General features: G+C 66.4%; 26 protein-coding genes. 9 read left to right on the top strand and 17 right to left on the bottom strand.

Annotated features, from left to right (window positions below; genetic code table 11):
* Positions 1-34: 34 nt before the first annotated feature.
* Complete coding sequence (locus ACUXVX_RS16990) at positions 35-1,138, bottom strand: pyridoxal phosphate-dependent aminotransferase (protein WP_446309211.1); 1,104 nt, start codon at positions 1,136-1,138, stop codon at positions 35-37.
* 99 nt (positions 1,139-1,237) lie between these two features.
* Here ACUXVX_RS16990 and ACUXVX_RS16985 point away from each other — a divergent pair, with 99 nt between their 5' ends.
* From ACUXVX_RS16985 to ACUXVX_RS16970, 4 genes are all read left to right on the top strand, one after another.
* Positions 1,238-1,981 (top strand): alpha/beta hydrolase, encoded by a 744-nt coding sequence (locus ACUXVX_RS16985; RefSeq protein ID WP_446309210.1) that lies wholly within the window; start codon positions 1,238-1,240, stop codon positions 1,979-1,981.
* Between the two features lie 150 nt (positions 1,982-2,131).
* Positions 2,132-2,698 carry a hypothetical protein gene (locus tag ACUXVX_RS16980; protein ID WP_446309209.1) on the top strand — a complete coding sequence of 189 codons (567 nt, stop codon included), beginning with the start codon at positions 2,132-2,134 and terminating at the stop codon, positions 2,696-2,698.
* Positions 2,699-2,749: 51 nt separating this feature from the next.
* Entirely contained in the window at positions 2,750-3,178 is a 429-nt protein-coding gene (locus ACUXVX_RS16975) for a VOC family protein (RefSeq protein ID WP_222468453.1), read from the top strand.
* 130 nt (positions 3,179-3,308) lie between these two features.
* Complete coding sequence (locus tag ACUXVX_RS16970; RefSeq protein WP_222468454.1) at positions 3,309-4,019, top strand: alpha/beta fold hydrolase; 711 nt, start codon at positions 3,309-3,311, stop codon at positions 4,017-4,019.
* Between the two features lie 35 nt (positions 4,020-4,054).
* On the opposite strand, the gene phaZ is transcribed toward ACUXVX_RS16970, so the two are convergent.
* A complete protein-coding gene (gene phaZ, locus ACUXVX_RS16965) occupies positions 4,055-5,332 on the bottom strand; it encodes a polyhydroxyalkanoate depolymerase (RefSeq protein ID WP_222468455.1) in 1,278 nt (425 codons plus the stop codon).
* A 114-nt stretch (positions 5,333-5,446) separates the two neighbouring features.
* Between phaZ and phaC the strand changes: the two genes are divergently transcribed.
* The 4 genes from phaC (at position 5,447) to ACUXVX_RS16945 (ending at position 9,867) form a co-directional block, all read left to right on the top strand.
* Entirely contained in the window at positions 5,447-7,234 is a 1,788-nt protein-coding gene (gene phaC / locus ACUXVX_RS16960; RefSeq protein ID WP_261385123.1) for a class I poly(R)-hydroxyalkanoic acid synthase, read from the top strand.
* Positions 7,235-7,400: 166 nt separating this feature from the next.
* Positions 7,401-7,853, top strand: a complete 453-nt coding sequence (locus ACUXVX_RS16955) for a Phasin (RefSeq protein WP_222468457.1) — start codon at positions 7,401-7,403, stop codon at positions 7,851-7,853.
* Between the two features lie 220 nt (positions 7,854-8,073).
* A complete protein-coding gene (gene phaR, locus ACUXVX_RS16950; protein WP_222494510.1) occupies positions 8,074-8,667 on the top strand; it encodes a polyhydroxyalkanoate synthesis repressor PhaR in 594 nt (197 codons plus the stop codon).
* A gap of 12 nt (positions 8,668-8,679) precedes the next feature.
* On the top strand, positions 8,680-9,867 hold the full coding sequence (locus tag ACUXVX_RS16945) for a hypothetical protein (RefSeq protein ID WP_446309207.1): 1,188 nt from the start codon (positions 8,680-8,682) through the stop codon (positions 9,865-9,867).
* A 145-nt stretch (positions 9,868-10,012) separates the two neighbouring features.
* On the opposite strand, the gene ACUXVX_RS16940 is transcribed toward ACUXVX_RS16945, so the two are convergent.
* Together ACUXVX_RS16940 and ACUXVX_RS16935 are read right to left on the bottom strand one after the other, a co-directional pair.
* A complete protein-coding gene (locus ACUXVX_RS16940; protein WP_446309206.1) occupies positions 10,013-11,374 on the bottom strand; it encodes an aminotransferase in 1,362 nt (453 codons plus the stop codon).
* Positions 11,371-11,757 (bottom strand): GFA family protein, encoded by a 387-nt coding sequence (locus ACUXVX_RS16935; protein ID WP_446309205.1) that lies wholly within the window; start codon positions 11,755-11,757, stop codon positions 11,371-11,373. Before ACUXVX_RS16935 ends, ACUXVX_RS16940 begins: the two co-directional genes overlap by 4 nt.
* A gap of 98 nt (positions 11,758-11,855) precedes the next feature.
* On the opposite strand from ACUXVX_RS16935, the gene ACUXVX_RS16930 reads away from it, so the two are divergent.
* A complete protein-coding gene (locus tag ACUXVX_RS16930) occupies positions 11,856-12,821 on the top strand; it encodes a LysR family transcriptional regulator (RefSeq protein ID WP_446309204.1) in 966 nt (321 codons plus the stop codon).
* Positions 12,822-12,920: 99 nt separating this feature from the next.
* Here ACUXVX_RS16930 and ACUXVX_RS16925 read toward each other — a convergent pair whose 3' ends face one another.
* The 13 genes from ACUXVX_RS16925 to ACUXVX_RS16865 all read right to left on the bottom strand — a co-directional run bounded on the left by ACUXVX_RS16925 (position 12,921) and on the right by ACUXVX_RS16865 (position 25,411).
* Complete coding sequence (locus ACUXVX_RS16925; RefSeq protein WP_446309203.1) at positions 12,921-14,105, bottom strand: DegT/DnrJ/EryC1/StrS family aminotransferase; 1,185 nt, start codon at positions 14,103-14,105, stop codon at positions 12,921-12,923.
* Positions 14,106-14,421: 316 nt separating this feature from the next.
* Entirely contained in the window at positions 14,422-15,729 is a 1,308-nt protein-coding gene (locus ACUXVX_RS16920; RefSeq protein ID WP_446309202.1) for an NAD(P)/FAD-dependent oxidoreductase, read from the bottom strand.
* Entirely contained in the window at positions 15,726-17,081 is a 1,356-nt protein-coding gene (locus ACUXVX_RS16915) for a glutamine synthetase family protein (RefSeq protein WP_222468464.1), read from the bottom strand. The genes ACUXVX_RS16920 and ACUXVX_RS16915 overlap by 4 nt, the downstream gene beginning before the upstream one ends.
* Positions 17,078-17,773, bottom strand: a complete 696-nt coding sequence (locus ACUXVX_RS16910; protein ID WP_446309201.1) for a type 1 glutamine amidotransferase — start codon at positions 17,771-17,773, stop codon at positions 17,078-17,080. Before ACUXVX_RS16910 ends, ACUXVX_RS16915 begins: the two co-directional genes overlap by 4 nt.
* 330 nt (positions 17,774-18,103) lie before the next feature.
* Positions 18,104-19,408: a glutamine synthetase family protein gene (locus tag ACUXVX_RS16905; protein WP_446309200.1), complete on the bottom strand. Its 1,305-nt coding sequence runs from the start codon at positions 19,406-19,408 to the stop codon at positions 18,104-18,106.
* Entirely contained in the window at positions 19,405-20,214 is an 810-nt protein-coding gene (locus ACUXVX_RS16900) for an ABC transporter permease (protein WP_222468467.1), read from the bottom strand. The genes ACUXVX_RS16905 and ACUXVX_RS16900 overlap by 4 nt, the downstream gene beginning before the upstream one ends.
* Before the next feature lie 88 nt (positions 20,215-20,302).
* Positions 20,303-21,187 (bottom strand): ABC transporter permease, encoded by an 885-nt coding sequence (locus ACUXVX_RS16895; protein WP_222468468.1) that lies wholly within the window; start codon positions 21,185-21,187, stop codon positions 20,303-20,305.
* A 47-nt stretch (positions 21,188-21,234) separates the two neighbouring features.
* Complete coding sequence (locus ACUXVX_RS16890; RefSeq protein WP_446311560.1) at positions 21,235-21,969, bottom strand: transporter substrate-binding domain-containing protein; 735 nt, start codon at positions 21,967-21,969, stop codon at positions 21,235-21,237.
* 37 nt (positions 21,970-22,006) lie between these two features.
* On the bottom strand, positions 22,007-22,741 hold the full coding sequence (locus ACUXVX_RS16885; RefSeq protein ID WP_446309199.1) for a transporter substrate-binding domain-containing protein: 735 nt from the start codon (positions 22,739-22,741) through the stop codon (positions 22,007-22,009).
* Positions 22,741-23,502, bottom strand: a complete 762-nt coding sequence (locus ACUXVX_RS16880; RefSeq protein WP_222468470.1) for an ABC transporter ATP-binding protein — start codon at positions 23,500-23,502, stop codon at positions 22,741-22,743. The genes ACUXVX_RS16885 and ACUXVX_RS16880 overlap by 1 nt, the downstream gene beginning before the upstream one ends.
* A gap of 125 nt (positions 23,503-23,627) precedes the next feature.
* Positions 23,628-24,374, bottom strand: coding sequence for a PhnD/SsuA/transferrin family substrate-binding protein (locus tag ACUXVX_RS16875; RefSeq protein WP_446309197.1), 747 nt, complete (start codon positions 24,372-24,374; stop codon positions 23,628-23,630).
* A 1-nt stretch (position 24,375) separates the two neighbouring features.
* Positions 24,376-24,816, bottom strand: a complete 441-nt coding sequence (locus tag ACUXVX_RS16870; RefSeq protein WP_446309196.1) for a tellurite resistance TerB family protein — start codon at positions 24,814-24,816, stop codon at positions 24,376-24,378.
* Between the two features lie 151 nt (positions 24,817-24,967).
* Positions 24,968-25,411 carry a tellurite resistance TerB family protein gene (locus ACUXVX_RS16865; protein ID WP_222468473.1) on the bottom strand — a complete coding sequence of 148 codons (444 nt, stop codon included), beginning with the start codon at positions 25,409-25,411 and terminating at the stop codon, positions 24,968-24,970.
* Between the last annotated feature and the right edge of the window lie 34 nt (positions 25,412-25,445).

Raw genomic sequence — 25,445 nt, 5'->3', positions numbered from 1 at the left:
CTAGCGCGCCACGAGTCTCATTTACGTGATCGGCTCAGCCGATGGCCGCCAGCGCCTCGGGCAGCACCCGCTCGAACACGCTCAGTTCCGCCTCCGGGGCCGCCGAAATGCGGATGCATCGGTCCTGCGGAGCCGCAAAGGGCATCCGCACGAAGACGCCGCGCTTGCCTAGCTCCGCCACCAGCGCCTTGGCCCGGGTCACACCGCCGTGGCAATCGAGGGTCACGAAGTTGGTCGCCGAGGGCAGGGGGGTGAGCCCGTTGGCCTTCGCGATCCGTCCGATCCGCCGCTTTGCCGCCTCCACCTCACCCTGCACGCGGGCGAGATGCGCGGTATCGGCCAGCGCGGCCAGCGCGCCCGACTGTGCCACCCGGCCAAGGCCGAAGTGGTTGCGGATCTTGTTGAAGGCGTCGATCAGTTCGGGGTGGCCCACCGCGTAGCCCACGCGCAGCCCCGCCAGCCCGTAGGCCTTGGAGAAGGTGCGCAACCGCAGGATCCCCTCGTCAGACGGGTCCAGCTCCAGCAGGTCGTCTTCGGGGGCGAACTCCACATAGGCCTCGTCGAGCACCAGCAGGCAGCCCTCGGGCAGGGCGGCACGCATCCCGGCCAGCGCCTCGGCGCCGTGAAAGCTGCCCATCGGGTTGTCGGGGTTGGCGAGGTAGACCATCTTGGCCCCCACCTCCGCCGCCTTGGCCACCAATGCGGAGGGGTCTTCGGCATCGTCGCGGTAGGGCACCTTGTGCAGCACCCCGCCATAGCCCGCGACGTGAAAGTTGAAGGTCGGGTAGGCGCCATCCGAGGTCACCACCGCATCGCCCGGCGCCACCAGCAGGCGGGCGAGGTAGCCCAAGAGCCCGTCGATCCCTTCGCCCGGCATCACCGCTTCGGGGGCCACGCCAAGGTGGCTGCCGAGGGCGCGGCGCAGGTCGTGCATCTCCGGGTCGCCATACATCCACGCGCCCCGCGCCGCCTCGCCGATTGCGCGGATCGCTGCGGGCGAGGGGCCAAAACCGCTCTCGTTGGCGCCCAGCCGCGCGTCGAACTCGCGGCCTCTGGCTCGTTCCTGTGTTTCGGGGCCGACAAACGGCACGGTGGAGGGCAGGCCCTGGGCCAGATCGGTGTAACGCGGGTATGTCATGGGGCCGGATTTGCGCCGAAAATGCGCGCCGGGGCAAGAGGGTTGATGGGGCAGGTGGGCGACCGTAGGTTGGCCGCCAACACCACGGAGACAGCCTCAATGCCCGAATATCTCGAAACGCCCCAGGGCCGCCGCATCGCCTACCACCGCAGCGCGGGGGCAGGGCCGGGCGTGGTCTTTCTCGGCGGCTTCAAGAGCGACATGCAGGGCACCAAGGCGGTGCATCTGGAAGCCTGGGCCAAGGCACAGGGCCGCGCCTTCCTGCGGTTCGACTATTCCGGCCACGGCGAAAGCTCCGGCGCCTTCACCGAGGGCACCATCGGCGACTGGGCCGAGGATGCCGCTGCGGCGATCACCGCGCTGACCGACGGCCCGCAGGTGCTTGTCGGCTCCTCCATGGGCGGCTGGATCTCGCTGCTGATGGCCAAGCGGCTGGGCGCAAAACTGGCTGGCCTCGTCACCATCGCCGCCGCGCCGGACTTTACAGAAGACAGCATGTGGGCCGGTTTTTCCGAGGCGCAAAAGGCCGAGCTGGCCGAGGCCGGGCAAGTGGCGCTGCCCTCCGACTACGGCGAGCCCTACATCATCACCCGCCGCCTGATCGAGGAAGGCCGCCAACAGCTCGTGCTGCGCGATCCCCTGCCGCTGCCCTTCCCGGTGCGGATGCTGCAGGGCACGGCGGACGCCGATGTGAGTCAGGATGTCGCCCTGCGCCTGCTCGCCCACGCAACCGGCGACGACATCCGCCTCACGCTGGTCAAGGGCGCCGATCACCGCTTCTCCGCCCCGGCGCAACTGGCGCTGATCGAGCAGGCCGTGGCCGAGGTGCTCGCCGCGCTCTAGGCGCCGCCCCGGCCCAAGATGACGCCTTTGTAAAATCCACACCGCACGGTTGCGCGCCCCCGCGCGGCTCACTACCTTCCACCTTGCGGGAGAAATTTCGGCTCCCCGACCCATCCTGAAAATTCATTTCACATGACGAGTGAGTGACCCATGAACCACGAAGCGAAAAAGATCATGCTGCGCACCCTGACGCAGCAGGTCGTGGCCGAAACCATGAAGGTGCAGGCCGGGGCCTCGGTGAAGACCACCTCCACCAAGCACGGCGAGATCATGGAGAAGGTCGAGCGCTGGAAGAGCCAGCTCGAGATGATCCAGCGCGATCTGCGCTCAGCCGAGGGCTTCCTGACCCTCCGCTTCGGTAACCCGCGCAAGCTGTCCTACCCCGAGCGCCAGTCCATGCGGTCGCATCAGGCCAATATCGCCGGTCTGCGCGAGCAGGCAGTGGCGCTGGCCCAGGCCATTGCCGACCTGCTCGGCGCGATGGTCGGCCCTGATCTGGCCTGGGAGCAATTCGCCAAGGCGCTAGAAAAGCTGGTCGAAGGCGGCGATGATCTGGGCCTCTCGGCGGGTGACAGCCAGGAGCTGACCGCCACTATCCGCCAGCTCGATCCCGGCGATGCGGGCGCACCGGGCTACACGCCCGCGCCCACCATGATTACCGATATCATCACCCTCTGCCTCGCGATGTACGTGATCCTGACCCGCAAGAAGGGCTAGACGTTCACGCTTTGTTTGCCTAACTTGCGGGCATCAAAGCGGGAGAACCTCATGGACCAGCGGATCAGCCTCATCACCCTCGGCGTGCGCGAGCCGGATAAGGCCGCAGCCTTCTACGAGGCGCTTGGCTGGCAGCGGGCCGAGGCGCCTGACGGGGTCATCGCCTTCGATCTCATCGGCGCCACCCTCGGCCTCTACCCGATCGAGATGCTGGCGCGTGACATGGGCGTGCCAGTCGAGAGCCTCGGCCACGGCGCCGCGACCTACTCCTACAATGTCCGCGAAAAGGAAGAGGTCGCCGCCCTGCTGGAGCGGGCCGAGGCCGCCGGGGCACGGGTGCTGAAACCGGCGCATGATATCTTCTGGGGCGGTCACATCGGCTATTTCGCCGACCCGGAGGGCCACATCTGGGAAATCGCGTGGAACCCGCATTCCCCGCTCGGGCCGAATGGCGAGTTTCAGTGGAACGGCGCAGCCTAGGCAGGCTGCCCGGCGGCGGGTCTCCGCCCACCCCACACGCTCTTGTGCCCTTGCAGCAGCAGGGGCGCGGCGGTAGCCTCTGGCCCGAAGCCGCCCCCTGAGAGCGGCGCGAGGCAAGGACTGGCAGACAATGGCCGACCCCGTCGTATTCTTACCCGCGTTCATGTGCGATGCGCGGGCCTTCTGGCCGCAGATCATGAGCTTTTCCGCCAGCCGCGCGGTACAGATCGGCTCGATGGCCCATGCCGACAGCATCGGCGCGCTCGCCCAGCGGGTGCTCGACGGCGCGCCCAAGCGCTTTGTGCTCTGCGGCGTGGGGCTGGGCGGCATGGTCGCGATGGAGGTGCTCAATCGCGCGCCCGACCGGGTGAGCCGCCTTGCTTTGATCTCCACCACAGCCCTGCCCGAGCCGCCCCATGTGGCCGCCGACCGGGAGCCGGGCATTATCGGCGTGCGCAACGGCCGGCTGATCGAGGTCGCCAAGGCCCGGATCGAGGCCGCTGGCGTGGGCGATGTGGCGCATAAGGGAGAGGTCATCGAGCTGATGCTCGACATGGCCGAGGCCCTCGGCCCCGATGTCTTCGTCCGCCAATCCCGCGCACTGCAGCGCCGCCCCGACCCGCAGCGCACCCTCCGCAAGGCCAAGCAGCCGGTGTTGGTGATGTGCGGCGAGGAAGATCACCTCTATGGCCCCAAGCGCCACGAGTTTCTGGCCGAGCTGATCCCGAATGCCGAGTTGAAGGTGATCTCCGGCGGCGGGCACTACCTCACGCTGGAGCATCCCTCTGCGGTGAACCACGCGCTGAAAGACTTCTTCGACGCACCGCTCGTCTTGAGGTGAGGGCAGGTGGGCACTCTGCCCACCACCCGTTTCGCCTACGAGGCCTTCTTCACCACCCGCGGCTTGCTCGCCTTCTTGGCGTGGCGGCAGTTGGCGTCGATGAACTCCAGCACCAGCGGCCGGATGTTGTTGCGCCAGCTGCGGCCCGCAAAGATGCCGTAGTGCCCGGCACCCGGCTCAAGATGGCTCGCCTTCATATTGTCGGGAAGGCCGGTGCAAAGCTCCAGCGCGGCCACGCATTGGCCGGGGGCGGAGATATCGTCATTCGCGCCCTCAACCGTCTTCACGGCAACATCGGTGATCTTCGAGATATCCACCCGCTTGCCATCGACTTCGAAGACATTGCGGGCAATCTCACGCTCCTTGAAGATCCGCTCCACCGTCGAAAGGTAGAACTCGGCGGTCATGTCCATCACGGCGAGGTATTCGTCGTAGAACTTGTTGTGCCGGTCGCTCTCGCTGGCCTCGCCCTTGGCCACGGCCACCACCTGATCGGCAAAGGCCTTGGCATGGGTCTCGGAGTTCATCGCAATGAAAGAGGCAAGCTGTTGCAGGCCGGGGTACACCAGCCGCCCGGCGCCGCGATACTTGAAGCCCACGCGTTGGATCACGTGCTGCTCCAACTGGCCCATCGTGACTGAACGGCCAAAGTCCGTCACCTCGGTGGGGGCGGCGCCCGGGTCGATCGGGCCGCCGATGAGGGTCAGCGTGTTGGGCTGGGCGTCCGGGTCTTCCTCGGCCAGATAGGCCGTGGCGGCCAGCGCGATCGGCGCGGGCTGACAGACGGCAATCACATGGGTGTCCGGCCCCAGCTCGCGCAGAAAGTCCACGAGGTAGAGCGTGTAATCCTCGATGTCGAACTTGCCCTCGCTCACCGGAATGTCGCGCGCGTTGTGCCAGTCGGTGATGTAGACTTCGCAATCGGGCAGCAGGCTGATGACGGTCGAGCGCAGCAGCGTGGCATAGTGGCCGCTCATCGGCGCCACGAGCAGCACCTTGCGCTCCTTCTCTTCCCGGCCCAGCACGTTGAAGTGGATCAGGTCGCCGAACGGGCGCGCCACCTCCACCTCGATGTTCACCAGATGGTCACGGCCATCCTCGCCGACCACGTGCGAGATGTTCCAGTCGGGTTTCAGCACCATCCGGGCAAAACTCCGCTCGGTCACCTCGCCCCATGCCGCCGTCATCGCGACGAACGGATTGGTCGAGAGCCCGAAGGCCGGATAGGAGTAAAGCGCCTTGGCAGACGCGCCAAGCCACTGGTTGGTGATGCGAAGCGCTTCCATCGCATCATAGCTCATCATGCTCTTCATCGCGCGCCTTTCTCTGCCCCTCGGCCCCTCCGTGCCGCTGGGGCAACATGCCGCTTGCCCCTCCCAAGCTTGCGGCGCTACCTTTTAAAAAGAAGTTAGGGGGGAATGCTTACCATGACAACTGACGAAAACGGCGCACCCGTCGATCCCTCCAAGCTGGAGGAGAACCTGGCGAAGATAGAGGCGCTTTCGCAACGTCTTGTCGCTGCCTTGAGCCACCAGCGTCAGGTCGCCCCCTCGCTGCAAGGCCCGTCGCCCGAGCTCTATGCCAAGGCCGCCGCGGCCTACTGGCAAGAGATGATGTCGAATCCCTCCAAGATCTTCGAGCAGCAGGTCAGCTACTGGGGCAAGACGCTCAAGCACTACATCGACAGCGGTCAGCAACTCGCGCATGGCAAGCTGCAACCACCCGAGGATGCCTCCGGCACCGACCCGCGCTTCTCCTCGCCGCTGTGGCAAACCCACCCCTACTTCAACTACATCAAGCAGCAGTACCTCTTCTCCTCGCAGGCCATCGGCAACGCGGTCGAGGAGCTCGATGGCATGGAGCCGGGCGACAAGAAGCGGCTGGAGTATTTCTCCAAGCAGATCGTCGACCTGATGAGCCCCACCAACTTTCTGGCCACCAACCCCGAGGCGCTGGAGCGCGCGGTGGAGACCGATGGCCAAAGCCTCGTCGACGGTCTGGAGAACCTCGTTAAGGATCTCGAGGACCACCACGGCGACTTCGTGGTCAACCTCGCCGACAAGGAGGCCTTCAAGGTCGGCGGCAACATCGGCACCACCGAGGGCGAGGTGGTGTTCCGCAACCGCATGTTCGAGCTGATCCAATATGCGCCCGCGACCGACAAGCAATATGCCACCCCGCTCATCATCTTCCCGCCGTGGATCAACAAGTTCTACATTCTCGACCTGAAGCCGCAGAACTCGCTGATCAAATGGATCACCGAACAGGGCTACACGCTCTTTGTGGTGAGCTGGGTCAACCCCGATGCGGGCTACCGCGAGACCGGCATGAGCGACTACATCGAAGAGGGCTACCTCACCGCCCTGAACGAGGTGAAGGCGATCACCGGCGAGAAGAAGGTCAACGTGATCGGCTACTGCATCGCCGGCACCACGCTGGCGCTCACCCTCTCGCTGCTCAAGCAGCGCGGCGACGATACGGTCAAAAGCGCCACCTTCTTCACCACCCTCACCGACTTCTCCGATCAGGGCGAGGTGGGCGTGTTCCTGACCGATGATTTCGTCGACGGCATCGAGGCCGAGGTGACGGAGAAGGGCTATCTCGACAGTTTCTACATGTCGCGCACCTTCTCCTACCTGCGCTCGAACGATCTCATCTACCGCCCGGCGATCCGCAGCTACATGATGGGCGAGACGCCCCCGGCCTTCGATCTGCTCTACTGGAATGGCGACAGCACCAACCTGCCCGCCAAGATGTCGGTCGAGTATCTCCGCAAGCTCTGTCAGGAGGACCAGCTGGCCAAGGGCGAGATCGAGCTTTGCGATGCCCGCCTCTCGCTGTCCGACATCGACGTGCCGGTCTGCGCCATCGCCTGCGAGACCGATCACATCGCCGCATGGAAGGCGAGCTATCGTGGCGTCCGCCAGATGGGCTCGAAGGACAAGACCTTCATCCTCTCGGAAAGCGGCCATATCGCCGGCATCGTCAACCCGCCGTCCAAAAAGAAATACGGCCATTACACCAACCCCGACATGCCCGCCGAGCCGGAAGACTGGCAGGAGGCGGCGGAGTATAACGAGGGCTCGTGGTGGCCCCGGTGGGAGAGCTGGCTGCGCAAGCGCTCCGGCAAGCAGGTCGCGGCCCGCCAGCCGGGCGATTCCAGCCATCCTGCACTCGCAAAAGCGCCCGGAACCTATGTGATCGCGGCTAAATAGCTGTTTTTGCTGAAAACTAAATTTTTGCTGCGGTGCAGAAAAAGTCTTGAATTTCTGCACTGCAGCATGTATCTATCTTCTCGAAGACAACGCCAGAGGGTGCAACAGCGCATCCAAGGCAAACCCGAAGCAACCGGTGCCCGCCGCACCTGAAGGAGATAGACCCATGGCCAAAGCCGCAACCAACGACATGACCAAGATGATGCAAGACATGATGGCCGCGTTCCCCGTGGACGCCACCGCCATGCAGGACGTCTTCAAATCTTCCGCCGCCCTCGGCGAGAAACTCTCCGCCGTGGCTCTCGAAGCCGCTGCCACCTCCACCGAGATCTCCTCGAAGTGGACCAAAGAGACCATCTCGAAGGCCTCCGCCCTCACCAAAGTGAAGGACGAGCCCACCGACTACACCAAAGCCATGACCGACTTCGCTTCGGCCCAGGCCGAAATGACCGCCGAGAACATGGCCGCCTTCGCTGAAGTTGCGAAGAAGGTGCAGATGGAAACCGTCGAGCTGATGCTGGCCGCCGGCAAGGACTTCTCCGAAGAGGCCACCGCGGCCGTGAAGAAGGCCACCGCCGACGTGACCACCGCTGCCAAGAAAGCCGCTGCCGCCAAGTAAGGCGCCCGCAAGGCTGTAGCACACTCCCGCGCCCTTCCTCCTCCCTGAGGGCGCACTGAAATGGGCGGACCGCGCGGTCCGCCCATTTTCATTTGCGGGGCCGGGCCGGGTGGGCGGGGAGCGGGAGCGCGGGGCAGGGCCGTCCTGCTCTAAACGCTTTCTTTTTCAAAAATGCTGCACTACGCTCCCCTTCGCTGCACTGCAAAACGGGAGAACTTGCATGTCGGACGACAAGGCGCCGCTGCTCATCAAGCGGTACGCGAGCCGGCGGCTCTACAATACCGAAACCTCCGACTACGTGACGCTGGAGGATATCTCCAACTTCATCCGCGATGGCCGCGAGGTTCAGATCGTCGATCTGAAATCGGGCGATGACCTGACCCGCCAATACCTTCTCCAGATCATCGCCGAGCACGAGAGCAAGGGCGACAACGTGCTGCCCACCGGCGTGCTCACCGATCTCGTACGCAGCTACGCCAGTCAGGCCCAGTCCATCGTGCCCGCCTTCCTGCAATCCTCCTTCGAGATGCTGCAGAACGGCCAGAGCACGATGATGGAGAACATGACCAAGATGAACCCGATGGCCTCCATGCCCGGGTTCGACGCGATGCGCGCGCAGCAGGAGGCCTTCCTCAAGGCCATGACCGGCGGCATCGCCACCCCCTTCGGCTCCTCCGGCCCCGCGCCGGATGACGAGGGCACCGCCCCCGCCGCCAAGCCCGCCGCGGGCAAAAAGGACGACGGCCAGGATCTCGACGCCATAAAGAGCCAGCTCGCCGCGCTTCAGGAGCAGCTCTCCAAGCTGGGCAAGTAAAAGCCCCGCACCTTGCCTGCCCTCGATCTCGCAGTTCTCGCCGCCGTGCTCCTTGCCGGCGGCGTTCTGCTCTGGCCTCGCATCGCCCGCGCCGAGGGCTGGCGCGCCACCGTCACCCCGCTGGCTTCGATCATCGGCTCCGGCTTTCTGGTGCTCGGCCCGCTGCTCGACCACGCCTACGGGGCATGGGCGCCCGCGGTCATGGCCGCGCTCTGCGCCCTCGCCTGGGGCTTCGGCGCCGCCATCCGCCGCAACATCGCCCGGATCGAAGAGGGGCAGCGACCGGCAGCAGACAGCCATATCGAAACCCTGGCCTCATGGGCGCTGGCCTTCGCCTATGTCATCTCGGTCGCCTATTACCTCAACCTCTTCGGCAGCTTCGCAGTCACCCTCACCCCGTTCGACAGCCCGCTTGCCGCGCGCCTCACCACCACCGCCGCCTTCGCGCTGATCCTTGTCACTGGCTGGTCCCGCGGTTTCGCCGCGCTCGAAGGGATGGAGCGTTATGCCGTCACCCTGAAGCTCGCGATCATCGCCGGGCTGCTCCTTGGCCTCGCTGTGTATTTCACCGCCAAGGCCGGGGCAGGGGAGCTCATCGTCAAACCGGTGCAGCTCGGCCCCTGGCCCGCGCTCACCCTCGCGATGGGCCTCATCGTCACCGTGCAGGGCTTCGAGACCTCGCGCTACCTCGGCCAGAGCTACACCGCCCCGCGCCGCATCACCTCGATGAGGCGCGCCCAGCTCATCGCCACCGCGATCTACATGGCCTACATCCTGCTCGCGGCCTATATCTTCCCGCCCGGCGAGATCGAAACCTCCGAAACCGCGATCATCGACATGATGCGCGTCGTCGCCCCCATCCTGCCGCCGCTCCTCGTCGCCGCCGCACTGGCCGCGCAATTCTCCGCCGCTGTGGCCGATACCGGCGGCTCCGGCGGCCTCGTGCAGGAACTTACGCGCGGCCGGGTCTCCCAGCCCGCCGCCTACGCGCTCCTCACCGCCGCTGGCCTCGCGCTGACATGGGGCTACCACGTTTTCGAGATCATCGCCTTCGCCAGCCGTGCCTTCGCGCTCTACTACGCGCTGCAAAGCCTGCTTGCCGCCCGCGCCAGCACCGGCCCCCGCGCCGCGCTCTTCTACACCCTCGCCGCCACGGGCCTCGCCATCGCGCTCCTCGGCCAATCCGCCGAAGCCGGTTAACTCGAAATCAAGGTTAACGGCGCCGCCGCCCGCAAGAGCGCCGCCCTGTTCATTTTCTTGCTGAAAATATCTCCGGGGGGTGTGGGGGGCTGGCCCCCCACTGAAAGCCGTGTGTGGGGGCAGCGCCCCCACTCCGACATTTCCGTCAAGCGACCTGGGCAAACACCTTGCCAAGCGCCCCTTCGAGCTTCCCGAACATCTCCTCCATCTGACCCTCGGTCATGATGAACGGCGGGCACAGCACGATCGACTGACCCAGCGGGCGGCAAATCAGCCCCTCATCGGTGCAGGCATTCGCGATCCGCTCGCTGACGGAAAGCGCGCCATCAAACGGCACCTTCCCGGCTTTGTCGGCCACCGCTTCCAGCGCCCCCATCAGCCCGCGCCCGCGCACCTCGCCAATGTTCGCCATCTCGCCGATCCGCGCCATGCCGGCCTCGAACATCGGTGTCAGCTCGCGCACCCGTTCGATCAACCCTTCCTCAAGGATCACCTCGATCGCCTTGAGCGCGATCGCGCAGCCCACCGGATGCCCGGAGGCCGTAAACCCGTGCGGAAACTCCTCGATCTCCTCGGAGGCCGCTTGCACCCGGTCCGCCAGTTCGGGCCCGAGGATCACCGCCCCCATGGGGAAAAACCCGGCAGTGAGGCACTTGGACGAGATGATCGCATCGGGCACGAACCCGTAGCTCTCGCATCCCCACACCGCGCCGGTGCGCCCGAACCCGCAGATCACCTCGTCGCTGATCAGCGGAATCCCATGCGCCTTCAGCACCTTCTGCACGGCGGCAAAATACCCTTCCGGCGCTGGGATCACCCCGCCCGCGCCCATCACCGGCTCCGCGAAGAAGCCCGCAATCGTGTCGGCCCCCTCCCGCGCGATCACTTCCTCAAGCTCCGCCGCCAGCCGGGCGACGAACTCGTCCTCGCTCTCTCCCGGCAACGCCTCGCGCCAGTAATGCGGGCAGGTCAGGTGCAAAAACCCGTCCAGCGGCAGCCCGAACACCTCGTTATAAGGCTTGCCGGTCATCGAGGCGCTCACAGCCGTCACCCCGTGATAGGCATTCTTCCGCGTCAAAATCTTCCGCCGCTGCGGCTTGCCCTCGGCGCCTGCGAGGAACCAGAGCATCTTGACCATCGTGTCATTCGCCTCGCTCCCCGAGTTGGTGTAAAACACCCGCCCCCGGTCAAAGGGCGAAACCTCCACCAGCTTCTCCGAGAGCATCACCGTCTGGTCGCTCATCCGCCCAAAGAAGGCATGGTAGCCCGGAAACCGCGCATAGGCCTCCTGCGCCGCCTGCGTCAGCCCGGGGTGGTCAAAGCCCGCCACCATGTTCCACAGCCCGGAGTTGGCATCCAGATACCGCCGCCCATGCACATCCACCACATAGGGCCCCTCGCCGTGGGTCAGCACCACCGTCCCCCGGTCATGGATCGTGGGCAGATCGGTGAAGCCATAAAGGGTTGCGGCCTCTGCGCGGGCCTCCCAGCTTTGCGGTTTGTTCATGGTGCCTCCGGTGGCAAGAGATGAGCCGCCAACCACGGCAGGGCCTCATCGGTGTGATAGCTGCGATCGGGCGCGTAACGCTCGGGGTGGTCGAGCTGCGCGGCCAGAAAATGGGTCTCATCGGGGTAATTGGCAACGGCATAGGAGAGCGGCGCGCCGCATTGGGTGCAAAAGCAGCGCTCCACATCCGGGCGGGAGCGGTAGCGCCTCGGCGCCCGTCCCTCCCAGCGCCATGCGCCGTTCCGCACGCCGACCCAGCCCACCACCGGCGCGCCGCTCGCACGGCGGCAGCTCTCGCAGGTGCACAGGCCCTGCCAGAGCACAGCATCGGGCTCAAAGGCAAAGCGGGTCTCCCCGCAAAGGCAGCGTCCGGTTGTCTCCATGGCCGCGACCCTGACCGAGTTGCGCAGCCTCCGCAATGGCCATAGCGTGCGCCCATCCACGGAGCCGCCTATGCCCGCCAACACATGACAGACGCGACATGACAGACAAGACGGGCCGCATCACCCTCTGGCAGGTCGAGGTTTTCCTCGCCACCGCCGAGGAGGGGGCCGTTTCGGCCGCCGCACGGCGGCTCGGGGCCTCGGCCTCCGCTGTCAGCCAGCAGCTCACCGCGCTGGAGGGGGCGATGGGCGTCCCGCTGATGGATCGCTCGACCCGCCCCGTCGCCCTCACCCCCGCAGGCGAGGCGCTGAAGCGCCGGGCGCAGAACATCCTCAACGAGGCCGCAGCAGCCCGCGCCGAGATCGCCGGGGGCGACATGGCCGCGCTCACCTCGCTGCGGCTCGGCATGATCGAGGATTTCGACGCCGACGTAACGCCCCGCCTCCTGAGCTCCATGGCCGGTGAGTTGGCCGCTTGCCAGTTCCTGCTCGAGACCGGCGCCTCCCACCACCTCTTCGACCTGCTCGATACCCGCACGCTCGATGTGGTCGTCGCCGCCGACATCGGCGCCGCGGCCGATTGGATGGAGGTGCACCCGCTCCTCACCGAGCCCTTCGTCGTCGCCGCGCCCCCCGGCGCGGTGGACCCGGCGGCAAACCTCGCGGCCCAGCTGCAAAAGCTGCCGCTCATCCAATACACCCAGCGCCACCTTATGGGCCGCACCATTGCCGACCATCTGGCCCGCCAGAACCTGCGCCTCTCGCACCGCTTCGAGCTGGACAGTTACCACGCCATCATGGCGCTGGTGTCCGAAGGGGCCGGGTGGACGATCCTGACCCCCCTCGCGCTGGCCCGTGCCCACCGCTTCCAGCAGAGCGCCGACATCCTGCCGCTGCCCTTCGCGCCGCTCTCCCGCACCATCTCGCTGAACGCCCGCGCCGGCGTGCTCTCCACCATGCCCACCCGCATGGCCGCCAAGCTCCGCCCGCTGATCGACGAATTGGTGGTCACGCCCTCGGTCGCCCGGCACCCCTGGCTGAAAGACGACCTGAAGCTGCTGTAGGTCGGAGCGTGTCCCGACTCCGGCAAGACCATACGCGCGGCCCCAAAGCAAAAGCGCCACCCCGAAGGATGGCGCCTCAATCTTCCGGTCGCTACCGCCTCACTCGGCGGCAATCGCGCCCTTTACTTGGCTCGCGGCCTCCACCAGCGCGTCGGAGATATAATCCAGCTCCGCATCGGTCAGCCGCGCGGGCAGGCGCACGTCGCAGGCGCGCATCAGCATGGCGCGGGTCTGCGGCAGCTCCGGCACATCGCCGAGGAACTGCCAGTTCCAGAACGCCCGCGCATTGTCTTCGCTCATCCCGAAGACCTGCACCTTCACGCCCCGCGCCGCGCTCGCCTCGGCAAAGCTGCGCACCTCGGCATCCGTGAGGCCCACGAGGTTGAACTGGATCGAGTCGGGCGCGCGAAGTTCCCCCTCCAGCGGCGGCGGCACGTCGAGCCAGGGGCTCATGTTGAGGCTGGCGGCCACCCGGTCATGCCCAGCGCGGCCATCGCGCACCCGGCGGGCGACCTCGCCCAGCTGCGGGCGGATCACGGCGGCAGACAGGTTCTGCATCCGCATGTTGTAGAGCGGCAGCTTGTTCTGCCAGCGCTTGTAATGCGCCTCCAGCCCCATGTTCTTCTTCCAGGCGTGCTCATAGGCGCCGCTCATGATCACCGCGCGCGCGACCAGCTCGGCGTCATCGGTGATCAGAATGCCGCCTTCGCCCGCGTTCACCAGCTTGTAGCTCTGGAACGAGAAGCAGCCGATCTTGCCGATGGTGCCGATCTTGCGGCCATGCCAGACCGTGCCGAGTGAATGGGCCGCGTCTTCCAGCACCGGGATACCGGCGGCATCGGCCAGCGCCATGATCGCATCCATGTCGGAGGTATGGCCGCGCATGTGGCTGATGAGCACGCAATCCACGCCCGGCAGCTTGGCCTCGAAGTCGGCCAGATCGACCCGGTAGTTCTCGCCGACCTCGCAGAGCACCGGCTCGCAATCGGCATGCACCACGGCGGAGGGGACGGCGGCAAAGGTGAAGGCGGGGATCAGCACCTTGGCCCCGCGCGGCAGGTCCAGCGCTTTCAGCGACAGAAACAGCGCAGCGGAGCAGGAGGAGACGGCGAGGGCGTATTGCGAGCCCATCAGCTCGGCAAACTCGCGCTCCAGCAGGGCAACGGGTGCGTTTTCGGGCGCGGTGTAACGGAACAGGTCGCCCGATTGCAGCAGGCGGTCGATCTCGGCGCGCGCCGCCTCGGGGATGGGTTCGGCGTCGTAGACGTTGGGAGCCTGTGTCATCACTGCGTACCTCTTTCAGGTTTTCTGAAATGCTCTTTCAGGAAACATGTAGCTGAAAGCACAGGCACCCCCAAGTGAAATTTCGATAACAGACCCGTGGGTGGGAAAACGTTCTGCCAGCAGGCCAATGTCAATCGGGCCGCGCCGTCCCGTGGGGTGGCGCATGCAACGGCTATGCGTGGCACTTTATGGAGCAATAGTCATCTGACCTCAGAGGTAAGCGCAAACTTCACCCAAGCGCCGCCCCGGGGGACGGGACGGTGCTGCCCGGCGCCTTACGGCGCGCACCGGGCAGGGCTTACCCCCTCAAGCCGCCTCAAACGCCGAGCCGGTCCCGCACTGCATACCACATCATCGCCGCCGTGGTTATCGGCGTGCGCAGCAGCGGCCCGCCCGGAAACACCGGCGCCGGCAGCCGCGCCATCAGGTCGAAATCCGCCACATCGCCACCCACCGCGCGGGCCATGATCTCGCCTGCCTTGGTCGCCAGCGCCACGCCATGCCCGGAGTAGCCCCCGGCGGCCATCACTCCCGGCGCGACCCGCATGAAGAGCGGCACCCGCTTCACCGTGATCCCCAGCGTGCCGCCCCAGCCGTGGGTGATCTTCACCCCCTCCAGATGCGGAAAGATCCGCTCCATCGGCCTGCGCACCTTGGCGGCGATATCGCGCGGAAAGCGGTAGCCATAGCTCTCGCCGCCGCCGAATATCAGCCGCCCGTCACCGCTCAGCCGGAAGTAGTTGATCACGAACTTGCTGTCCGCCACCGCCACATTGCGCGGCATCACCTCCGCCGCGCGGTCGCCCAGCGGCTCGGTCGCCACGACGTAGTTGTTGATCGGCATGACGCGGGCCTGCATCTTCGGCGCCAGTCCCTCCATGTAGCCATTGCAGCCAAGGATCACCTGGTCCGCAATCACCCGGCCCCGATCCGTGGCCACCAGAACCTGCCCGCCCTCGGGCGCGATCCGGTGCACCTCGCTCATCTCATGCAGCTGCGCCCCGGCGGCCTCGGCCCCCCGCGTGAGGCCAAAGGCATAGGCCAGCGGATGGATATGCCCCGCGACCCAATCCACCACGCCGCCCTTGTAAGCCTCCGTGCCGACAAAGCCGCGCACCCCGGCCTCGTCCAGCACCTCCTGATGCTCGTAGCCGTACTCGCTCCGCAGATAGGTTGAATAGGCCGCCGCCTCCTCGGCCTCCTTTGCCTGCCAGAAAGAATGCAGAACCCCCGGCTGCCAGTCCGCCTCCGGCGCCAACTCGTCGACCAGCGCCCGCACCAGCGCCACCGCCTCCTGCCCGATCCGCCAGTAACCCTCGGCGGCGGCGCGGCCCAGCTTCGCCTCCAGCGCGTCCTGATGCATGTTCAGCCCGGGCGCGACCTGCCCGCCGTTGCGCCCCGAGGCGCCCCAGCCGACGCGTTGCGCCTCCACCAGCACCACCTTCGCCCCGGCCCGCGCCAGATGCAGCGCCGCCGACAGCCCGGTGAACCCGCCGCCCACCACGGCCACATCGGCCCGCACCTTGCCCTTCAGCGCAGGGTAGGGGCCGGGGGCCTCGGCGCTCGCGGCATACCAGCTCGATGTATGCTCGCCGCGCCTGCCGTTTGCGTAGAGCAGCCTCATACGTTCAGCAGCAGATGCTCGCGCTCCCATGGCGAGATCACCTGCATAAAGCCTTTGTATTCCAGCCGCTTCACCGCGAGGTAAACCTCGGCAAAGGCGTCGCCCAGCACCTCCTTGAGCGCGGCTTCGGCATCGAACAGCTCCAGCGCCTCGCCGAGGGTGGTCGGCACCTCGGCCTCGGCGGTATAGGCCTCCGATTTCGCCTCGGCCCGCGGCTCCTGCTTCTCCCGCAGGCCGAGGAGCCCACAGGCCAGCGAGGCGGCGATGCCGAGGTAGGGGTTGCAATCCATTCCCGGCAGGCGGTTCTCGATCCGCCGCGCCTCGGGGCCGCTGACCGGCACGCGCAGCCCGGTGGTGCGGTTGTCGCGCCCCCACTCGAGGTTGATCGGCGCGGAGTAGTCCGGCACGTAGCGGCGATAGCTGTTCACGTAAGGCGCAATCACTGCAATCGCGGCGGGCATATACCGCTGCAAGCCGCTGATGAAGTGCCCGAAAGCCGCACTCTCGCTGCCGTCCTCGTTCGAAAAGATGTTCCGCCCCGTCGCGCGCTCCACCACCGAATGGTGAATGTGCATCGCGCTCCCCGGCTCATCCTGAATGGGCTTGGCCATGAAGGTGGCGTAGCTGTCATGCCGGAAGGCCGCCTCGCGGATCATCCGCTTGAAGTAGAAGATCTCGTCAGCCAGCAGCACCGGGTCGCCGTGCCGCAGGTTGATCTCGATCTGCCCGGCGCCGCCCTCCTGCAGGATGCCGTCGATCTCGAAGCCCTGCGCCTCGGCAAAATCGTAGATGTCGTCGATCACCGCGCCGAAATCGTCGATCGCGGCCATCGAATAGGCCTGCCGCGCCGCCGCCCGGCGCCCGGTCCGGCCCATCGGGGGCTGAATCTCGTGCCCCGGGTCCACGTTGGGCGCCACGAGGTAAAATTCCATCTCCGGCGCCACCACCGGGGTCAGCCCCATCTCCTCGTAGAGCGCCACGATGCGCTTGAGCACATTGCGCGGGGCCACCGGCACCGGGTTGCCTTGCTGGTCGTTGATATCGTGGATCACCTGCAGGGTTATGTCCGCCGTCCAGGGCGCTGCCGTGGCGGTGGAGTAATCGGGGGTCAGCACCATGTCGGGCTCGGTGAAGGGCTGGTCTTCGAGGTCGGCCCATTCGCCGGTGATGGTCTGCTGGAAGATCGAGTTGGGCAGGTAGAAGTGGCTCTGCCGGGCAAACTTGCTCGCCGGGGCCGCCTTGCCCCGCGCCACGCCCGCCAGATCGCCGACGATGCACTCCACCTCGTCGAGCCTGCGCCCCTCGATATAGGCCCGCGCGGCCTCGGGCAGCTGGTCGCGATAATCCTTCATGCCCCGGCCTCCTGCCACGCGCGCTCGGCCTTGAAAAAGTCCGCGATGTCATTGCCGAGCCGGGCGTTGTCCACCGGGGCCTCCAGCATTTTCTGGGCATAGGCCAGCCGCGCCTCGGGCACCGCACCACCGCGCACGTTGATCAGGCCCTGAATCATCTTGCTGTCGAACTCCGGATGCGCCTGCACGCTGAGGATCTTGTCGCCATAGAGAAACGCCGCATGTTCGCAGAATTTGTTGGAAGAGATCGTCGACGCTTCCTTCGGCGGCTCCACCACCTGATCCTGATGCCACGCGTTCAGCGCCACCACCTCGTTGCCCCACAGGTACTCCTGCCGGCCCACGCCCCAGCCCTTCTCGCTCAGCTCAACCTTGCCCCCCAGCGCCTGCGCGATCACCTGATGGCCAAAGCAGATGCCCACCATCGGCTTTGGCGCTGCATAGACTGCGCGGATGATCTGCTCCAGCGGTTCGATCCACGGCTCTTCCGAATAGGCCGCATAGCGCGAGCCGGTCACGAGCCACGCGTCAGCCGCGTCGATCGAGTTCGGAAACTCCATGTCGCAGACCGCCCAATGCGCGAACTGAAAGCCGTGGCCCTCCAGTAGCTTGGCGTAGATTTCGGGGTAGTCGCCCGTGTGCGGTTGCAGCTCGGGCGGGATGTGGCCGCATTGCAGAATGCCGATGAGCATGGGGGCCTCCTTCTGGCTGGCTAAACGGTATTCTCCGCCGCAGGGGGCCGCAAGCGGTGTTGGTGGGCGTCGGTGTTTGGTGAGTGCCAACCTACCAATCTGAGCGCTAGCCGTGCAGCGCCGTCCCGTGGGGTGGCGCATGCAACGGAAGTTCGGGGCACTTTATGGTGCAACGGTCATCTGACCTCCGAGGGAAGAGCTTACTTAAACGAAGCGCCGCCCCGTGGGGCGGGACGGCGCTGCACGGCGCCTGCGGCTTGATTCCGTGCAGGTTCTCCGTGTCACCGGTGAAACGCAACTTCACACTGTTGGTTGGGTCCCACCCACCCCTCAAACCGTCTCCAGACACAAGAGCACCAAATCGTCCCGCGCCATGCCCTCGCAGCGCCGCAGCTCCTGCCGCTTGGTCCGGGTGAAACAGTCGATCAGCCTCGGATGGAAGATCTCCGCCACCTCCGGGCTCTCGTCAAAGGCATCGATCGCGCTCGCCCAATCGGTCGGCAGCTCGGGCAAGTCCTGCTCATAGGCATTGCCGCTGATTGGCTCAGGCGGCACCGCGCCCGCCTCCATGCCGTTCAGCGCGGCCCCCAGCACGGCAGCGAGATGGAGGAAGGGGTTGGCATCGCCCCCCGCCACCCGGTGCTCGATCCGCCGCGCCTTGCCCGGCCCGGCGGGGATGCGAATGGCCGCCGTCCGGTTCTCATAGGCCCAGCTGGCCTGCACCGGCGCATGGGCGCCCGGCACCAGCCGCTCGTAGCTGTTGGCATGGGGCGCGAAGATCAGCATCGAGGCGGGCAGGGCGGCAAGGCACCCCGCCACCGCGCTCCGCAACAAGTCGTTGCCCTGCTCGGAGCCATCGTCGAACACGTTGCGCCCGTCCTCATCCAGCACCGAGAAATGCACGTGCAACCCGTTGCCGGTGTCATCCTCGAAGGGCTTGGCCATGAAGCTCGCCGCCATGTCGTGCCGCCGCGCCAGCCCCCGCGCCAGCTGCTTGAAGGCCCAGGCGCTCTCCGCCGCCCGTTCGGCCGCCTCATGGGTGAGCGACAGCTCGAACTGCCCCACACCCGCCTCCGAAATGGCGGCCTCTGCGGGAATGCCCATCTCGTCGCAGCCGTCGTAGAGATCGGTGAAGAAATCGTCGAAGGCATCCAGCCCCAGGAGCGAGTTCACATCCGCCCGCCGCACCCGCCGCCCGGTGCGCGGGCTGATCGGCGCGCTCAGCGTGCCGTCCACATCGTCGAGCAGATGAAACTCCATCTCGAAGGCCGCCTGCACCCGCCAGCCCTTGGCCGCATAGCGCTCCAGCACCCGCCCCAAGGCCCGCTGCGGGCACCCCTCGAAGGGCTCGCCGCTCTGCAAGTGCATCCGCATCAGCCAAAGCTCGCTGGGCCGGTCGATCCACGGCAGCGCCAGCGGCCCGCGCGGCGAGGGGCGCAGCACGCCGTCCCGGTCGCCGCTCTTGAACACCAAGGGGCTGTCCTCGATGTCCTCGCCCCAGAGGTCCACGTTCAGCACGCTCAGCGGCAGCCGTGCCACGCCCGCCTCCAGCTTCTCTGCATAACTCGCGGGCACGCGCTTGCCCCGCGCCTGGCCGTTCAGGTCAACGGCGCCAAACCGGATTGTCTCGCTCATCGGATCAACTGTGGTCTCAGCCGGAACTTCGCCCGCTTCTCCTGCGGCAAATGCCGGTTCAGCCGCCGCCCGATCAGGGTGTAGACCCCGATGATGCAGAGCGTGAGCAGGATGAAATAGAAGGCGAGGATCGGGTAGGGGATGAAGGGGTTGAAGGTCTTGTCAGCAAAGTAACTGGCGTAATAGAGCGCATCCCCCGCCTGCTGGCGCGCCGGGAACCCGCTGAAAAACACCAGCGTCGTGGTGTGAAAGAGAAAGATCGCCTCGTTGGTGTAGGCCGGCCAGCCCAGCCGCAGCATCGTCGGAAAGGTGATGCGCCGGAACCGCATCCACCCGCTCAGCCCATAGGCATCCGCCGCCTCGATATCGCCCTTCGGGATCGACCGGAGCGCACCATAGAAGATCTCGCCCGAATAGGCCGAGGTGTTCAAAAACAGCACGATCACCGCCCCCAGCCAAGCCGAGGTGAAACTGTCGAAGAACGGGTAGCTGCCCTTCAACGACAGGAAGAGGAAGTAGGCAAAGAAACACTGGATGAAGAACGGCGTGCCCCGGAACAGCAGGATGAACCATTCCGCCGGCTTGCGCAGCCAAGGGTTGGCCGAGGCCTTGCCGAGCGCCACCGCAATGGCGAGGAAGAACCCGCTGCACAGCGCCATCAGGCCAAAGTAGATATTCCAGAACAGCCCCGAGCCGATAAGCACGAAATGCTGGCACAGGGTAAAATCGGAGCGCGGCAGCAGCCGCTCCCCGTAGCCCAGCGAGCGGAAGGCGTAATCGGCGATGGTCTGCGCGCATTCGCTCATACTCGGGGCCTCCGCAGGAGGCACCGCGTGCGCGAAAGCGGTCGCGCAGCGACTGCGTGCGGCACCCGGTTGCAGTTTACGCGATCCGTCATGCGTTTGCCTTCCTCTGCGCTTCCCCGGCCGCCGTTGCCTGCCCGCGCGAGAGCCGCGCGTTCAGCCGCCTGAGCACCACCTCGGAGAGCCGGGTGAAGCCGAGGTAGAAGACCAGCAGCGCCAGAAAGTACCACATCCGCCAATCGCCATGCGGATAGTCAGAGAACCGCGCGGTCTTGGTCCCGCCCAGCTCCCGCGCCCAATACACGATGTCTTCGATCCCGAGCAAAAACAGCAGCGGCGTGGCCTTGATTAGCACCATCCACGTGTTCGACAGGCCGGGCAGGGCATAGACCCACATCTGCGGCACCATCACCCGCCAGAAGCTCTGGCGCCGGGTCATGCCATAGGCCTCCGCCGTCTCCATCTGCGCCCGCGGCACTGCCCGCATCGCGCCGAAGATCACGTTGGCCGCAAAGGCCCCGAAGACGATGGCAAAGGTCAGGACGGCGAGCAAAAAGCCATAGGTCTCATGCTGCCACTCCGGCGCGGTGCCAAGCGGCAGCTTCGCGGCCGGGCAGACAAGAAAGTCGTTTCCCTGGCGGATCGGGTCGGTCCACTCCGGGCATTTGATCTTGTGCCGGCCCCACTCGAAGAACTGGTCCAGCGCAATGACGAAGAACAGGAAGAAGGCCACATCCGGCACACCCCGGACCACCGAGATGTAGCCCTTGCCGATCCAGCGCAGCGGCGCGATCAGCGAGCGCGCGGCCATCGCGCCCAGAAAACCCATCAGCAGGGCCGAGGGGGCAGCCAGCGCGAGCAGCAGCAGCACCTTCCCGAAGGCCCAATAGAACGAGAAATGCACCCCCGTCGTGAGGTAGCAGCTCAGCCATCGCAGGCCGGTGAGCGTTTCGGGGTCGGTGCAGTAGGAAAACATAGATCAGGTCGGGCCGGCCCCCGCAGAGGCCGGCCCCATGTCTCAGATCACTCGTAGGTCTTGGCGTCTTCGCCGAACCACTTGGTGATCATGGTGTTCAGCGTGCCGTCTTCCTTCATCGAGGCGATGGCGGCATCGAGCTTTTCCTTCAGCTCGGTGTCGCTCTCGCGCAGGCCCACGCCCACGCCGCCGCCCAGCGGCACGTCATCGCCCACGAACATCAGCTCGGCGTTCTCTTCGACGAGCGGCACGAGGTAGTCCTTGTCGGCAAACACCGCATCGGCCTCGCCGTTGCGCACGGCAGCCACGGTCTCTTCGGGGGTGGCGAACTCCAGCAGGGTCGCGCCGCCCTCGGCGATGTGGGCCGCCTGAATGGTGGCGGTCTGCGCGGCGATCACGCCGCCTTCGAGGTCCACATCCTCGGAAGCTGCGGCAAAGGCGCTGTCCGACGGCGGGGTGTAGTTCTGGGTGAAGTCGATCACCTCGTCACGCTCGGGCGTGATGCTCATGCCGGCCATGATGATGTCGTAGTTGCCGCTCACGAGGTTGGGGATGATGCTGTCCCAGTCGTTCTTCACCCACTCGCAGGTCAGCTCGGCGCGCACGCACAGCTCGTCGCCCAGCTCCTTCTCGAAGCCGTCGATCTCGCCGGCGTCATTGATGAAGTTGAACGGCGCATAGGCGCCCTCGGTGCCGATCCGCACGGTCATGGCATGGCTCTCGGCAAAGGCGGCGCCCGCCGTCATCGCCAGGGCGGTGCCCAGGGTCAGGATGGATTTCATCATTGGATTTCTCCCGTTGGTCCTTGTTTTGCTTTGTTCATTCCGTGCCGTCCCCGGCCTGGAACCACTTTTCGGCCATCGCGTCGATGCTGCCATCGGCCAGCATCTCCGCAATCGCGGAATCGAATGTCTCGCGCAGGGCGCGATCCTCCTTGCGGAAGGCGGCGGCGGTGTCGCCCGAGGGGATGCCGAACAGCTCGGCAATCTCCACCCGCCCGCCACCGTTGCGGGCCACACCTTCGAGAAAGGCCTGCGGCCCCAGCACCTCGTCCACCCGCCCGTCGAACAGCGCCTCCACGGCGGCGACCAGCGACGGATAGGTGCTGACCCGGTAGCCCATGCTGCGGGCCCAATCCTCGTGAATGGTCGCCCGCTGCACCGCCACATGCGGCGCGTCCGAAGTCGAGGCGCCGGTCTGCATCAGCACGGCGGAGGCCGCGTTGCTGCCGACCTCGTAGCCCAGCGAAAAGGCGACCATCTTGGCGCGCTCGGTGGTCACCGCCATCCCGGCCATCGCCACATCGTATTTCCCGGCCACGAGGTTGGGCAGCAGGCTCTCCCAATCGTTCACCACCCATGCGCAATCCAGCCCGCTCCGGCGGCAGATCTCGTTGCCCAGCTCGATGTCGAAGCCCCGCAGCTCGCCCGCCCGGTCACGATAGGTATAGGGCGGAAAGGCGCCCTCGGTGCCGATCCGCACCTCCTGCGCTGCGGCTCCGGCGCTCGCTCCGAGGCCCGCCGCCACCAGCGCCAATGCAAGGCGCAGCGCCATCAGGCCATCTCGCCGGAATGCGACAGGAAGCTGCGCAGCCGCTCCGATTTGGGCGCACCAAACAGCTCGGCAGGCGCGCCTTCTTCTTCCACCAGACCTTGGTGAAGAAACATCAAATGGTCGCTCACATCACGGGCCATCCGCATGTCGTGGGTCACAAGGATCATCGTGCGGCCCTCTTCGGCGAGGCTCTTGATGACCTTCACCACCTCCTGCTCCAGCTCCGGGTCCAGCGCGCTGGTCGGCTCGTCAAAGAGCAGCGCCTCCGGCTCCATCGCCAGCGCCCGTGCAATGGCGGCCCGCTGCTGCTGCCCGCCCGAAAGCTGGGCCGGGTACACATCGGCCTTGTCGCCGATCCCGACTTTGGCCAGATAGCTCCGCGCGGCGGCCTCCACCTCGGCGCGGTCGCGCTTCAGCACCGTTACCGGCGCCTCCATCACGTTCTGCAGGATCGTCATGTGGGACCAGAGGTTGAACTGCTGAAACACCATGCTCAGGTTGGTGCGAATGCGCAGCACCTGCTTGGCATCGGCCGGGCGGCGATGCGCCGCCTCGCCCTTCCACCGCACCGGCTCACCCTTGAACAGGATCTCCCCCTGCTGGCTGTCTTCCAGCAGGTTGGCACAGCGCAGAAGCGTGGATTTGCCCGATCCGGATGACCCGATGAGCGAGACGACCTCCCCCTTGCGGGCCGCCATATCCACCCCCTTGAGCACCTCAAGGCTGCCATAGGCCTTGTGCAGGCCTCTGATCTCAATCACGGGTTGCGGCTGGGTCGCTGCCTTTGACACGGGGCCTCTTCGGTTCGGTTGCAAGCCCGGAGTAGGGCGCAGAATCCGTGTGATTGCAAGGCGGAACACCCGGCCTTTCCGTCACGTTCGCACGCTCAGGCGGCAGGTGCCTCAGGAATAGGCATATCCAGATAGGCCGCCGCCCCGAGCCGCACCGCGCCTTGCACCCCAAGGGTTTGCCGGGCCTCCTCGTCGAGCAGCTGAACCGCCTCCTCGACCGCAGCGGCGATTTCTGAGGCGTTCTGCCCCGGCGCGCAGATCAGCGGCAGCCCGGGGGTGGGCGCGGTGCGAAAGCGCTCTTCGAGCCGCCCCGCGGCAGGCTCCCAGTCTTGCAGCATCGCCCATGTCTGCGCGTCGATGCAGGCCCAGTCGGCGCGGCCCTCGGCCACCGCCTGCACCGAAGCCACATGCGCCCCAGTCGAAAGCACGCCGCTGGCGCTGGCCCGGCCCGCGGCCATCACCTCCCGCGCCGTCGCCCAGCCCGATTGCGAGTTGCGGCTGTTGTAGGCCAGCACACCCTCCGGCACCCCGCCCGGCCGCGTGACCACGACCGAGTTGTAATGCCCCGCCGGGCAGCCCGGCAGCGCGTGATCGAGCGTGGTGACATATTCCACCTTGCCCCTCAGCCGCCCCCGGTAGGGCAGCGAGCAACTCTGCCCGAGGATCAGGTCGGGCGATTCCCACAGCGACCACAGGCTCTCGGGGGCCTCCAGCGCATCGGGCAAATCATCCGCCAGCGCCGCGCCACGGGCGATCAGCCCCTCTCGGATGATCTGCCAGAACCGCTCCAGCGCAGGCGCCGTCTCTGGGCGCAGATACATCGGCAAGCCGGCGCGGAGCATCTCAGCGCTTATCCTCCACGGCCTTGCGGGCCATGTTGCTGTCGCGATCATTCACGCCCAGCAGGTTGGCGATGAGCCGCATCAGCGCATCTTCTTCCTCGTCGCGCCGCCCATCGGCCAGCACCACGCGCCAGATCTCCCCGATCACCCCGCGCCGCTGCTCCAGCGCCGTGCTGTCCTTGATCGCACGGGTGAAGCGCACCGTGTCCGAGGCCCCGGCCTCCAGCTCTTCGGCCTGCCGCAGCACCTCCGCCGCCTCAAAGGGCGAGCCGCCGATCCAGTGCTGGGTGATGCCGCGGATCATGTCGCGCTCCACCTCGGCATATTCGCCATCGGCCCGCGCGACCCGCACCAGAAGCGCCGGAAAGGCCACCCTCGGGTCCACATCGCTGGGCTGGGTATCGGTCTCGCCGGTCAGGCGCTTGATCAGATCTGCAAACATGCGGTGAGATATAGCCGCCCCCGCCCGCGCTGCAAGCCGCTCCTCGGGGCGGGCGCATGCAAGTGAACGCCCGTGTCTTTGCCGGTTTCGGATGTCGCCAAACCCAGCCGCCCCCAAGAGGACGCCGCGAAAGGCAGGCGAGCGGCGCCCCTCAGGGCATGTATCGCGCCTCGAGCGCCGCGGCATCCGCCTCGGCCACCCCCAGCGCCCCGGCGGCAAAGCCGATCATCTCGGCCTCCTCCGGCTTTTCCTCGCCATCGGCCATCACCACCTGCCAGAGCGCATCCAGCACTTCGACCCGCTCGTTGTAGCTCACCGCATCGCGAATGAGCGCGGTGAACACTTCGGTCTCCGGCGCCTGATGCTCCAGCTTCTCCGCCGTCGCCCGCAGCTTGGCCGCCTCAACCGGGTTCAGCCCGAACCGCTGTGAAAGGAACTTGTCGATCCGCCCGATCTCGCTCGCCAGATAGGTGTGGTCGCTCTTGGCCATCCGCACCAGCAGCGCCGCCAGCGCCAGCCGCGAGTCGAGCTCCGGCAGCACCTTGTCAGCAGCCTTCGCCGTGCCTGTCAGCCTGTGCAGGAACTCGGTGAACATGGGCGCCTCCCTCGTCGCTTGGCCGGGCGTGCCC

The sequence above is a fragment of the Vannielia sp. SX4 genome, assembly GCF_052828525.1.
The sequence above is the reverse complement of the archived record's forward strand: the minus strand, read 5'-3'. Positions and strand labels throughout refer to the sequence as shown.